At 70.7% G+C, this 12,603-nt stretch carries 10 protein-coding genes; 4 read left to right on the top strand and 6 right to left on the bottom strand.

The features are described from left to right. Window positions 1-15 precede the first annotated feature (15 nt). From JK364_RS00595 to JK364_RS00605, 3 genes are read right to left on the bottom strand one after another with little or no spacing between them, the layout of a single operon-like run. On the bottom strand, window positions 16-1,473 hold the full coding sequence (locus JK364_RS00595) for a short-chain fatty acid transporter (RefSeq protein ID WP_201846376.1): 1,458 nt from the start codon (window positions 1,471-1,473) through the stop codon (window positions 16-18). Beyond that, a complete protein-coding gene (lhpI, locus tag JK364_RS00600; protein ID WP_201846378.1) occupies window positions 1,470-2,435 on the bottom strand; it encodes a bifunctional Delta(1)-pyrroline-2-carboxylate/Delta(1)-piperideine-2-carboxylate reductase in 966 nt (321 codons plus the stop codon). Before lhpI ends, JK364_RS00595 begins: the two co-directional genes overlap by 4 nt. A gap of 29 nt (window positions 2,436-2,464) precedes the next feature. Next, window positions 2,465-5,854: a molybdopterin-dependent oxidoreductase gene (locus JK364_RS00605; RefSeq protein WP_307841117.1), complete on the bottom strand. Its 3,390-nt coding sequence runs from the start codon at window positions 5,852-5,854 to the stop codon at window positions 2,465-2,467. Window positions 5,855-5,959: 105 nt separating this feature from the next. Between JK364_RS00605 and JK364_RS00610 the strand changes: the two genes are divergently transcribed. Beyond that, complete coding sequence (locus JK364_RS00610) at window positions 5,960-6,700, top strand: GntR family transcriptional regulator (protein WP_230991240.1); 741 nt, start codon at window positions 5,960-5,962, stop codon at window positions 6,698-6,700. Window positions 6,701-6,729: 29 nt separating this feature from the next. Here JK364_RS00610 and JK364_RS00615 read toward each other — a convergent pair whose 3' ends face one another. Continuing rightward, the gene (locus tag JK364_RS00615; protein ID WP_201846385.1) at window positions 6,730-7,617 is read right to left on the bottom strand and encodes an aldo/keto reductase; all 888 of its coding nucleotides are present in this window, start codon (window positions 7,615-7,617) and stop codon (window positions 6,730-6,732) included. 83 nt (window positions 7,618-7,700) lie between these two features. Here JK364_RS00615 and JK364_RS00620 point away from each other — a divergent pair, with 83 nt between their 5' ends. Continuing rightward, window positions 7,701-8,279 (top strand): TetR/AcrR family transcriptional regulator, encoded by a 579-nt coding sequence (locus JK364_RS00620; RefSeq protein WP_201846387.1) that lies wholly within the window; start codon window positions 7,701-7,703, stop codon window positions 8,277-8,279. 85 nt (window positions 8,280-8,364) lie between these two features. Here the strand turns inward: JK364_RS00620 and JK364_RS00625 are convergent, their stop codons facing one another. Both JK364_RS00625 and JK364_RS00630 read right to left on the bottom strand, forming a co-directional pair. After that, entirely contained in the window at window positions 8,365-9,843 is a 1,479-nt protein-coding gene (locus tag JK364_RS00625) for a sensor histidine kinase (RefSeq protein WP_201846389.1), read from the bottom strand. After that, the gene (locus JK364_RS00630; protein ID WP_307841118.1) at window positions 9,840-10,574 is read right to left on the bottom strand and encodes a response regulator transcription factor; all 735 of its coding nucleotides are present in this window, start codon (window positions 10,572-10,574) and stop codon (window positions 9,840-9,842) included. The genes JK364_RS00625 and JK364_RS00630 overlap by 4 nt, the downstream gene beginning before the upstream one ends. A 148-nt stretch (window positions 10,575-10,722) precedes the next feature. Here JK364_RS00630 and JK364_RS00635 point away from each other — a divergent pair, with 148 nt between their 5' ends. After that, window positions 10,723-12,087 (top strand): ferredoxin reductase family protein, encoded by a 1,365-nt coding sequence (locus tag JK364_RS00635; RefSeq protein WP_201846392.1) that lies wholly within the window; start codon window positions 10,723-10,725, stop codon window positions 12,085-12,087. A gap of 37 nt (window positions 12,088-12,124) precedes the next feature. Continuing rightward, window positions 12,125-12,577, top strand: coding sequence for an FMN-binding protein (locus JK364_RS00640; protein ID WP_201846395.1), 453 nt, complete (start codon window positions 12,125-12,127; stop codon window positions 12,575-12,577). Window positions 12,578-12,603 lie beyond the last annotated feature (26 nt).

Genomic DNA, 12,603 nt, shown 5'->3' on the forward strand with positions numbered 1-12,603 from the left:
GGGCAGAAAGCTGACCTAGGGCTGGACAGGCGGGTGGTAGGGCAGCGTGGTGGACAGCAGGGTGAGCAGGCCGAGCACGATCGGCAGCAGGGCGACGAGGTAGAGGAAGGTGTAGCCGACGATGTCGCGGGCCTTGAGGCCGAGGACGCCCAGCAGCGGGAGCATCCAGAACGGGTTGATGAGGTTGGGAAGTGCTTCGGCCGCGTTGTAGACCTGGACGGTCCAGCCGAGGTTGACGTTGAGGTCGTTGGCGGCCTGCATGACGTAGGGCGCCTCGATGATCCACTTCCCGCCGCCGGAGGGGATCAGGAAACCCAGGACGACGGAGTAGGCGCCCATCATCAGCGGGAAGAGGGTCGAGGATCCGACACCGGTGAAGGCCGAGGCCAGGTAGTGGGACAGGCTGTCGCCGCCGCCGTTGGTGGCCTGGGTCATGATGGCGGCGATGCCGGCGTAGAAGGGGAACTGGATGAGCACACCGGCCGTGGCCGGAACCGCCTTGGTCACCGCCGCGAGGAACCGGCGCGGGCGCCAGTGCAGCAGCATGCCGAGTGTCAGGAAGAGCAGGTTGTAGGTGTTGAGTGCGGAGATCGCGACGATGGGGTCCTTGTCGGCGAACTCCTGCACGGCCCACCCGGCGACGAGGGCGACGACGACGAAGGTCAGCAGCGGGCTGTACTCCAGCCACTCCCCCGGCCGGGTGCGGGGCTCGTCGTCTTCGACCGGGTCGCTGGGGTCAATACCGAGGTCGGCCGCGGTGCGCACGCTGTCGCCACGTGGCGCGGTGAGGTAGGCGACGGACACGCAGACGACGATCACGACAGCCGCGAGGGTGAGGGACTGCCAGGTGAAGATGGTTTCCCGGAAGGGGATGACGCCGGTGATCGACAGCAGGGAGGGCGACAGGCTCTCCGCGTTGGCCTGGAGCTGAGCGGCCGAGGAGCTGAGACCGAGCGCCCAGCTGCCGCCCAGGCCGAGGTACGCGGCCGCTGAGGCGGCCCGGTAGTCGACGCGCAGATTGTCGCGTTCGGCCAGGCGCCTGACCAGCAGGGCGCTGAATATGAGGCTGAGTCCCCAGTTCAGCAGGGCGGAGGTGAGGCTGATGGTGGCGACCATGGCGACGGCACCCCGCTCTGTGGCGGGGATCTGGGCCAGGCGGACGATGACTCGCTGGATGGGGCGGGAGGTGGCCACGACATAACCGCCGATGGCGACCATGGCCATCTGCATGGTGAAGGGGATCAGGTCCCAGAAGCCGTTGCCGAAGACAGAGGCGACCTTTGCGGGGCCTGATCCGATGCCCATTGCCGCGATGGCCACGACGGCCACGGTGAGGAGCGCGAAGACGAGGGTGTTGGGGAACCACCGCTCGGCCACGGCCGCGCTGCGGGTAGCGGCGCGGGCGAGGAGTCCATCGCGTGGCGGTTGCTGTGGTGCGGAGTCGTCGCCCTCTCTGGGCCTCTGCTCGATCATGATGGCTCCTGGCGGGTGTGGGCCCGGGGGGACGGGCCGTGTGAGCGGTAGACCGCCGAGGCGGCGGTGAGGTCGGCGAGTGCGCTGCCGACCGCTTTGAAGACGGTGATCTCTTCCTGGGTGCGGCGGCCGGGGATGGTGCCGGCGCACAGGTCGGGCAGGGTGCCGGCGATGTCGTCCGGGGTGAGGAGGCCGGCGTCGATGGGCTGAGTCAGATCACCGGATTCGTGCAGCGCCTGTGGCGTGTCGATGAAAATGGTGCCGCGGCGTATGCACTGGTCGTCAGCCTCTCGCATGGTGGGGCGGAAGCTGCCGATGAGGTCGAGGTGGGTGCCGGGTTCCAGCCAGTCGCCCTTGATGACGGGCTCGGTGGCGAGGGTGGCACAGCTGATGATGTCGGCTTCGGCGGCCGCGGGGGCCAGGTCGGCGACGGCACGGGCATCGAGCCCCTGTTGCTTCAGGGTGTCGGCCAGGCGATGGGCGTGGCCGGCGGACCGGTCGTGGACGAGCACGGTCCGGATGTCGAAGACGCTGCGGTAGGCCTCGGCGACGAGACTGCCCACATGCCCTGCTCCGACCACCAGGTGGGTGGTGCTCTCGGGTCGTGCGAGGTAGGTGGCCGCCAGAGCGGAGGTCGCCACGGTGCGGCGCCGGGTCAGTTCATTGCCGTCGATGATGGCCAGGTGCTCCCCGGTGGCGGCGCTGGCCAGGACGAACGCGGAGGACAGGGCCGGCTTGCCGTGGCGGGCGTTGGCGGGGAAGACGTTGACGAGTTTGACACCCAGGAACTCGCCATGGGACCAGGCGGGCATGAGCAGGAGGGTGGCATCTGTGCCGGCGTCGACGGTGTGGTGGTGGCGGGCAGGAGTACTGGCGCCGTGAACGAAGCCTTGCCGGAGCGCGGGGATGAGGTCGTGGAACGGCAGTGCGGTGATGGTCTGTTGGGCGTCGATATTCAGCATCGTCGTCTTTCGATCAGGCGGTCAAGCGGTCAGGCGTCGAGAGTGACGTCGGTCACGGGCATGGCCTGGCAGGTCAGGCACTGGTCCTCGGCCAGGTCCTCCGGTCGGGTGACCAGATGTGCGACGCGCCCGTCCAGAACGGTGATGGCGCAGCTTTCGCACTGGCCCAAGCGGCAGCCGCTGGGCAGGCGGATCCCTTCCTTCTCCGCCAGTTGCAGCAGGGTGCCGTCTTCTCTGCGCCAGGTGACCTCGCGGTTGGCGCGGGTGAAGCGGACGGTGGCCTGTGCGCTGTCGGGGATGTCGACGCGCTGTGGGGCGGCGTGGAACCTTTCGGCGAAGATGTCGAAGCGCGGCACGCCTCGGGCGACAAGGCCGACGGTGAGGTCGGAGAGCATGTCCTCCGGTCCGCAGAGGTAGAACCGGGCGCGGCGTTCAATGAGTCGGGCATCGACGTCGGCGGCGCTGACGCGTCCGAAGTGGTGGTCATCGCGGCCGAGGGCGTCGTGGGGTTCCGGTCGGCTGTAGTGGGTGTGGACGCGTAGCCGCGGGATCGCGTCCCGTAGTTCGCTCGTGCGGTCCCGGAAGGCGTGTGAGGTGGAATTTCGGCTCCCGTAGTGCAGTACGACCTCGGGGACGCTGCCGCCGCTGCGGGCCAGCGTCTCGAGGTAGCCGATGAACGGCGTGATCCCGATTCCGGAGGCCAGGAGCACGACTGGCCGGCTGATGTCGGGCGGGATGGCGAAGAGCCCTGCCGGCGCCGTCAGTTGCACGCGCTTCCCCGCACGGGCGGTCGCGTGCACCTGGCCGGAGACCTGTCCGTCCGGCACGCGGCGTACGGCGATGCTGTACGACGTGCGGTCCTTGTCCTGCGCGGGGCCGGTCAGGGAGTAACAGCGTGCCGCTGATCGTTCCGCGCCTGCGGGGCCGGTGGTGGGGAAGCCGAGGGTGATGTGCTGGCCCGGCCTGAAATCGGGCAGCTCGGAACCGTCGGCGGGTTCCATGCTCAAGGCCAGGACATCGGCTCCCTCCGGTACGGCGGAGACGATGACGAACTCCTTGGTTCCTTCCCAATGCGAGGTCGCGATGGGCCGGATGTCGCAACTGCCGGATCTCATCGGCACCGACCCGCTGATCGGGTCGCGTACGTCGTCGCCGATCAGGAGGTTGTAGTTGCTGCCGGCTTCGTCATAGGGATCGAAACTCGGTAGTGCCAGGTCCGGAGCCTGCTGCCACCAGCCGTATTCGGCGCATACGACGTCCTCGTGGAGATCGTGGTCGATACGTGCGCGCATGCGGATCGTCCCCCTGCGTGTGGACAGCGCCACCCACTGGCCATCGCTGATGTCGCGCCGCTGGGCCAGTGCCCCGCTGATGTCGACGGTGGGTTCCGGGCTGCGCTTACGCAGGGAGGACAACCCGCGGTGCTGGCTGTGGCAGAAGTAGCCGTTCTTCGCGCACGTCAGCGACAACGGGTAGCGGGAGTCGGGTTCGGTAGCGGGCGCGGAGTGGACGGGGACGGCGGAGTAGCCGTGCGACGCGAGCCGCTCCGAGTACAACTCGACCCGTCGGGTCGGGGTGGCGAACCCGGTGACCTGGCCGTCTTCCATGCTCTGGGCGTACTTGCGGTAGACGGTTTCGAGTGGCACCCGGAGGCCGCGAGGATGGCGGCGCAGTTCGTCGACGGTCAACCCCAGGGGCCCCAGTTGATGATTCCAGCCGGCCGTGACGTCGCCGTCGAAGAAGTCGGCGCCCATACCCAGACGCTGCGCGAGGTCGAAGACGACTTCGGTGTCGGAGCGGGACTGGCCCACCGGCTCCACCATGCGCGGCCGGAGCTGGACGTGCTCCTGAGCCCGCCGGCTGATCTCGAATCCCGCCCTGATCGCCTCGTGTTCCCAGGGGCTGTTGACCGGAAGCACGATGTCGGCGAACTGGGAGGTGGGGTTGGGGAAGAGGTCGAGGTGTACGTAGAAGTCGAGGTGGCGAAGGGCGGCGGCGGTGCGTCGCGGATCCGGCTGTGAGAGCACCAGGTTGCTGCCGAATCCGACCAGGGCTCGTACCGGGTAGGGATCCTGGGACAGGATCGCGCGGCACAGATCCCGGCCGCTGATCCAGCCCTGGGCAGGGGGGCCGAGCGGGTGTTCCGCCATGCCCAGGGCCTTGGCCCGCTGGTCGTGCGGGAGCTGGGTCAGGTCGGTGGCCGGATTCAGGGCGTGCCGTGGCCATATGACGTTGCCTCCGGGCTCGTCATAGCTGCCGGTCAGTGCGTACAGCGTGGCGATGGCCCGCTCGGTCTGGGTGGCATTGGCGTGTTGCCCGACGCCGGTCCACGCGTGGTAGGACACCGACCGTGCCCGGATGAGTGCGTCGGCGAAGGCGGTCAGTTCCGCCGGCTCGATGCCGGTGGTGCGGGCGGTTTCCTCCACGGTCCATGGCCGGCAGGCGTCGCGGTACCGCTCGAAGGCGGGCTCGCAGTCGACCGTGCCGGTGCGGGTGCGCACTCGATGGGTGCCGTGCAGGGCGAAGCGGCCGGGGTCCCGCGCGGCGCGGAGGGTGTCGTATGACCGCCAGGTGTCGTCGGCGGTGTCCCAGACGACGTAGCCGTCGAGGTCCGGATCGACCTCTTGGGCACGCAGAAAGCGTCCTGTGTCACGGCGAACGAGCAGCGGAGCGTTTGTCCAGGCCCGGACGAATGCGTCGTCGTAGCCGTGACGTTCCTGCACGAGCCGGGCGATGCCCAGGGCGAGGGCCGCGTCCGCACCGGGCCGGACCCGCAGCCAGTGGTCCGCTTCCAGCGCACTGGTCGAGCGACGGGGGTCGATGACCGCCAGGCGGGCTCCATCGGCTCGGGCTCGCGCCAGGGCCGCCGACTGAGCCAGCCATGTCTTGGCGGGGTTGTGGCCCCAGAGCACGGCGAGGTCCGTCGCGGCGAAGTCCGCGGTCGGCAGTGAACTTCCGAACGTGAAGGCGTGGGCCCAGTCCTTGTGCCAGTTGCAGACTTCAGTGGAGTAACAGGTGTTGGGGCTGCCGAAGAGGCGGATGAAGCGCTCGATCCAGTCGATGGAGTCCGACAGTGGGGTACCGCTGGGCGACGTCACGGCGAAGGCCACGGCCTCCGCGCCGTCCTGAGCCTTGATCCGTCCCAGTTTCTCGGCGGTCTCGCTCAGCGCCTCCTCCCAGCCGATGGGCTCCCACCTGGGGTCCGGATCGGACTTGGGAGTGGTCCGCCGAAGCGGCTGGGTCAGGCGGTCGGGGCTGTGCACGATTTCTGGTGCCGCCCGTCCTTTCGGGCACATCGCCGCACCCGTCGGATGCCCGGGGTCGGGCCGCACTCCCCGCAGAGCGCCTGCCTCAATGGTGTAGACGGCACCGCATCGAGAGCGGCACAGAGTGCAGTATCCGTGCTTCTCAGTCATCATTACTCCCGAGTAACCGGTTACCGGCCACCGGTCGCCGGTAAGACGCTAAGATGCATCCAAGTGGGAGCCACGTCAAGAAGAGATGAAGAGATGAACGGAGAGCCGATGGCACCCGACGCGCTGGCCGGACCGCTTCAGCGCACGAACCTGCGCGAACAGGTCCTTGCCCTGGTCCGACAGGCCTTGGTATCCGGGGAGATCCGACCGGGAGACATCTATTCGGCCGCGGCCCTGGCGACCAGGCTGGGTGTCTCCAGCAGTCCGGTCCGGGAAGCCATGCTGACACTGGTGAACGAGGGCCTTATGGAGCCCGTCCGCAACCGCGGCTACCGGGTGATCCCCATGAGCGAACACGACCTCGACGAGGTCTACACCATGCGGTTGCTCCTGGAGGTCCCCGGCACGCTGCAAGCGGCCGCGAATGCCCAGCCTGAGGACCTCACACGCCTGACGGTCATCGCGGACGAGATCGCGAAAACGGCTCGAGAAGGTGATGTCGTCGGCTTCCTCGAAGCGGACCGGCGCTTCCACCTCGGCCTGCTCCAACTGTGTGGCAACCGGCGCCTGGTGGCCACTGTCGCCGCGATGCGGGACCAGACCCGGTTGTACGGCCTCGATGCACTCGCGGAACGGGGGGTCCTCGACAACTCCGCCCACGAGCACCATCACATGCTCGAAGCCATCGCCCGCGACGACATGGACAGCCTGGAGAATCTGATCCGCCATCACCTGCTGCATGTCCGCTCCGACTGGGCGCGACCTGACAGCGTCTCCCCCGCTCGCGATCGCCGGCCGCGAGCGGGCGGGAAGCATGACATTCGGGGGACTTCGGCGATTGAGGGCTGAGTGGCCGCGAGGAGCGCTGGAGGCGCGGGCTATCCCTCCAGCGCGGCCAGCGCCTCGTCGTCGAGGATGACGTCGCCGGCTGCGAGATTCTCCTCGAGGTGGTCGATGCCGCGGGTGCCGGGGATGAGAAGCGTCCGCGGCCCCCGGGCGAGCACCCATGCCAGCCCGACCTGGGACGGGGTCGCGCCCAGCCGCGTCGCCACCTCCCGCGCGGCAGGCTGATCGGCGACCTTCGGCAGCTCCGGGAACCCCGACCCGAGCGGGAAGTACGGCGCCCAGGCGATGCCGTGCTCGCGGCAGAGGTCGAGCACGGGCTCGGACGAACGGTCCACGAGGCTGTAGGCGTTCTGCACGCAGACGACACCGGCCGGCAGGGCGTGCCGCAGCTGGTCGGCGTCGACGTGGCTGAGGCCGATTCCACCGATCAGTCCGGCGTCGCGCAGGGCGATCAGCTCGGCGAGCTGGTCGTCGAAGTCGACTCGCTGATCGGCGGGGATTCCTGGCGTCCGGTACATCGGGTAGATGTTGACCACGTCGAGGCGCTCGGCGCCCAGCGTGCGCAGGTTCGCCGTCAGCTCGGAGCGCAGTTCGGCGGGCTTTTGCGCCGGACGCAGCCCGTACTGGCCGCCCGGGTCGCTGGTGGCACCGACCTTGCCGGCCAGCACCAGGTGCTCGGGGTAGGGATGCAGTGCGGCTCGGATGCGCGCGTTGACGCGGCCCGCTCCGTAGAACTCGGCGGTGTCGATGTGGTCGACGCCCAGCTCGACGGCCCGGCGCAGCACGGCGAGGGCGCGCTCGTCGTCACCGTGCTCGAGTTGCATCGCGCCGTAGCCGATGCGGGCGACGGGACGTCCGGCGAGAGACGTGAGCCCGCCGGGGTGTGGGCGTGCTCCCGAAGTGATGCGCGTGGTGGTCATGGCGGGACTCCCGTGGAACGGTAGGCTCACGGTTAAGCGGAGGCTCCTCCGCAACGTAGCACAATCGGAGGTGCCTCCGTTTCATGGCTGCTGTCGACCGTGAACCACGCCTGCGGGCCGACGCCCAGCGCAACCGGGACCGCCTCCTCGAGGTGGCCCGCGCCGCCTTCACCGCCGGACAGACGCCGACCCTGGAGGCCGTCGCGCGCGAGGCCGGCGTCGGGATCGGCACGCTCTACCGGCACTATCCGACCCGGGAGGCACTGATCGAGGCGGTCTACCGCGCCGAGCGCGCGCAGCTGTGCTCCCGCGTGGAGCCGCTGCTCGCCGAGCACGAGCCCGTCACCGCACTGCGCACATGGATGGACGACTACGCCGACTTCATCGCCACCAAGCGCGGCATGGCCGAGACACTCAAGGCGATCACCGCCGAGGGCACGGTTGCCTCCGCCCACGCACGAGCGAACATCAACGGCGCCGTCGGCACGCTGATCGCCGCCGGGGCGCGGGAGGGCACACTCCGGGCGGACGTGCGCCCCGACGACATCGTCAGCACCCTGGTAGGGATCTTCCTCGCGACCGACGACCGCGAGCAGGCCGGGCGGATGCTCGACCTGCTCGTCGACGGCCTGCGGGCCGGGACGTCGGCGAAGCGCGGCTGACGGGGGCCGGGCCCGCCCGGCCGGCGGCTGAACCGCTGCCCCGCACCGCGGCCTGACCCGGCCATGGTCCTCTCGCGATGTCACGTCAGCCCGGATCGGGTGCCGTGGTGCGGCGGGGTAGCCGGGCCCGGAAGACGGTGGCGCCGGGGCTGCTGGTCAGCAGGACCGCGCCGCCGTGCGCCGCGGTGACGGCCCGGACGATCGCCAGACCCAGTCCGGTGCCGCCCGCGGTCCGCGCCCGCCCCGGGTCCGCGCGGGCGAACCGCTCGAACACCTCGTCCTGGAGCGACTCGGGAACCCCCGGCCCGTCGTCCGCCACGCTGAATTCCACCCAGTCCTCGCCGGCCGGTCTCAGCCGGACCGTGATCCGGGTGCCGGGCGGGGTGTGGGTACGGGCGTTGGTCAGCAGGTTGCCCACCACCTGCTGGAGCCGGTGCTCGTCGCCGAGCACCGTCACCGGTTCCTCGGCCAGCTCCAGCGTCCAGTGATGGTCCGGCCCGGCGGCCCGTGCGTCGCCCGTCGCGTCCAGCACCAGCCGGGTCAGATCGACCGACCGGCGGGCCAGCGGCCGTCCGGCGTCGAGCCGGGCGAGCAGCAGCAGATCGTCCACCAGCGTGGACATCCGTTCCGACTCGGCCTGGATCCGCTCCAGCGCGTGCCGCACCTCGTCCGGTACCGGGCCCGGATGGCGCAGCGCCAGCTCGGCGTGGCCGCGGACGGAGGCCACCGGGGTGCGCAGCTCATGGCTGGCGTCGGCGGCGAAGTGCCGTAGCCGTTCCTCGCTCGCCTGGCGACGGGCCAGCGCGTCCCCGACGTGGCCGAGCATGCGGTTGAGCGCCGTGCCCACCTGGCCGACCTCGGTACGCGGATCGGTGTCCGGCACCGGTGGCGGCATGGCCACCTCACCGCTGGCCAGCGGCAGCTCGGCCACCCCGGCGGCGGTCGTGGTCACCCGCCGCAGCGGCCGCAGCGACAGCCGTACCCACAGCGCCCCGGCCACCCCGGTGGCCAGCAGCGCGCTGCCGAACACCACGGTCTCCACGATCTCCAGCCGGTGCACGGTCTCCTCCACCGGACGCAGTGGCAGCCCGGTGACCAGGACATCCCCGTCGTCCCCGTGGACGGCGAGCACGCGGTAGCCGCCGAGCGCGGACAGACCCACGCTGTGCCCGTCGCCGTCCACCGGAAGCCCCGCCAGGACCCGCCGGTCGGCGCCGGTCAGCGGCACGGCGGCGTCCGTCTGGTCGCGCACCACCGCCGCGTCGGTCGTCGTACCGCGCAGCAGCCGGGCGCCGAAGGTGCGGTCCGACTGGCCACGGGTGTCGGGCGCGTTGTCGGCGTCGGGGTGCCGCTCACCGTGTTCCAGGCTGGCCGGGAACCGGCCTCCGGCCGCCGTCAGCTGCTGGTCCAGCCGGCGCACCAGAAATCCCTCCAGCGCGAACACCGTGGTCAGCCCCACCGCCAGACTCGCCACCGCCAGCAGCACCACCAGCCCGGCGGTCAGCCGGGCACGCAGCGTACGGGGCGGCCACCACGACAGCCACCCGGTGAGCGGCCGCGTCATGAAACCTCCGCCTTCAGGACGTAGCCGACCCCGCGCACGGTGTGGATCAGCGGCGCCCGCCCCGCGTCGATCTTCTTGCGCAGATAGCTGATGTACAGCTCGACCACATGGGCCTGGCCGCCGAAGTCGTAGCTCCACACCCGGTCCAGGATCTGTGCCTTGGACAGCACCCGGCGGGGGTTGCGCATCAGGAACCGCAGCAGCTCGAACTCGGTGCGGGACAGCTCCACGGCCACACCCCCGCGGGTCACCTCCCGCGCCTGCTCGTCCATCACCAGATCGGCGACCACCAGCCGGTCGTCGCCCGGCTCCCGCGCCATCCCGGCCCGGCGCAGCAGCCCGCGCAGCCGGGCCAGCACCTCCTCCAGGCTGAACGGCTTGGTCACATAGTCGTCGCCGCCCGCCGTGATGCCCGCGATCCGGTCCTCCACCGCGTCGCGCGCGGTCAGGAACAGCACGCACACATCCGGCAGCTCCGCCCGCATCGCGCGCAGCACCGCGAGCCCGTCGGTGTCCGGCAGCATCCAGTCGAGCACCACCGCGTCCGGCCGGAACGCCCGCGCGGCGTCCAGCGCGGACCCGCCATCGGCGGCGGTACGGACCTCCCAGCCCTCGTAGCGCAGCGCCCCCGACAGCACCTCGGTCAGATCGGGCTCGTCGTCGATGACGAGGACGCGGACCCTGGCGCCGTCGGGGCGCAGCAGAAAGCGGCCGGTGGAGTGCGTTTCCATGATGAATCCAGCATCCCTCGCGGTGCGCGGTGCCGAGGCCCGCCCTTCCTCTGAGTTTCCTCTGAATCCGAACGCGTCCGCCCGGGTTCATAGGGTCCTCAGAGCTTCGCCGGTGACGCTGACCGGGCACGTCGCCGAGAGGACTCCCATGACCAGCACGACGCCACCGGCCCCGGCCAGGACCCGCCCGCCCCGGTCGGCACCGCGCCCGCCCAGCCCGGTCCCGGTGCTCGCGCACCTGATGATCTGGGGCGGGGCCGCCGCCGTCCTGGCGCTGTGGTGGAACGACACCTCCTCGGTCGTCGGCGCCGCCGGCTGGCTGACCGGTGCGGGACGGATCACCGGACTGCTCGCCGGTTACGCCTGCGCGATCCTCCTGCTGCTGATGGCGCGCGTACCGCTGCTGGACCGCGCCATCGGCACCGACCGGCTGGCCCGCTGGCACGCCCTGGGCGGCCGTTACACGATCTCGCTGGCCTGTGCCCATGTCCTGCTGATCATCTGGGGGTACTCGCTGGAGTCGCACACCGGCGTGGTGGACCAGACCGCCACCCTGGTCCTCCACTACCCGGATCTGCTCAAGGGGTCGATCGGGTTTCTGCTGTTTCTCGTCACCGCGGTGGTGTCCGCGCGCGCCGTGCGCCGTCGCATCTCCTACGAGGCCTGGCACCTGCTGCACTTCGCGACCTATCTCGCGGTCTTCCTGGCCTTCGGGCACCAGCTCTCGGACGGGGCCGACTTCACCGGAAACCGACCCGCTCAGGTGGTCTGGTACGCCCTCTATATCGCGGTGGCGGCGCTGCTGGCCTGGTACCGGTTCGCGGTTCCGGTGCGCCGGGCGCTGCGCCACCGGCTGTACGTCACCGAGGTCCGGCCCGAGGCCCCGGGCGTCGTATCGGTGTATCTGTCGGGCAGCAGGCTGGAGCAGCTGCGCGCGGAGCCCGGCCAGTTCTTCCGGTGGCGGTTTCTGACCCGCGGCCTGTGGTGGGCCGCCAATCCGTACTCCCTCTCGGCCGCGCCGCACCCCGCCTATCTGCGGATCACGGTCAAGGCGTCCGGTGGCCACAGCGCGGCCCTGGCCCATCTCCGGCCCGGCACCCGGGTACTCGCCGAAGGGCCGTACGGGGCTTTCACCGCGCGCCGCCGCCGCGCCCGCAAGACCCTCCTGCTGGGCGGCGGCGTGGGAATCACCCCGCTGCGGACCCTCTTCGAGACGCTGCCGGGCGAGGTGGTCCTCGTCTACCGGGCCCGGCGCCCCGAGGACCTGGCGCTCCGCGCCGAGCTGGACGGCGTGGCCGCCGCGCGCGGGGCGGCCGTCCATTACGTCGTGGACGAGCCCGCCGCCTACTCCTCACCACTGACTCCGGAGGCGCTGCGCGGTCTGGTGCCCGACCTCGCCGAGCGCGACGTCTACCTGTGCGGGCCGCCCGGGATGACCGAGGCCGCGGCCGCGGCTCTGCGCGGGGCCGGGGTGCCACGCGGCCGTATCCACCACGAGTCGTTCGCGCTCTGAACCGCGCTCCACCTCCCCGACGAACAGGAGTCAGACCGTGCGCAAGGCCGCCGTGACCGCCGTATCCACCGTGGCGGGAGTGATCCTGCTGCTCTCGCTCAAACCGCACCAGAACCCGGCCCCGGACATGGCGGCGTCGCCACCCTCCTCCGGGGCACCGGGAGCGTCGTCGTCCCCCGCGCCGACCGGGCACCGGCCTTCGAACGGCGGCGCCTCCGGCACGTACACCGGCAGCGTGATGAATACCTCGTACGGACCGGTCCAGGTGGCCGTCACGCTCTCCAACGGCAGGATCACCGCCGTCAAGGCGCTCCGGACTCCGTCCGACCGCCCCCGCTCCCAGCAGATCGCCGCGGACGCCGTGCCCCGGCTGACGCAGGAGGCGCTGAGCGCCCAGAGCGCGCACATCGACGCGGTCTCCGGTGCCACGTACACCAGCGAGGGGTACACCCGGTCCCTGCAGAGCGCACTGGACAAGGCCGGTGTCTGAGGTGTCCGCCCCCGCGCGCGGGCTAC

This window comes from Streptomyces endocoffeicus (assembly GCF_016741935.1).
GTDB classification, from domain to species: domain Bacteria; phylum Actinomycetota; class Actinomycetes; order Streptomycetales; family Streptomycetaceae; genus Streptomyces; species Streptomyces endocoffeicus.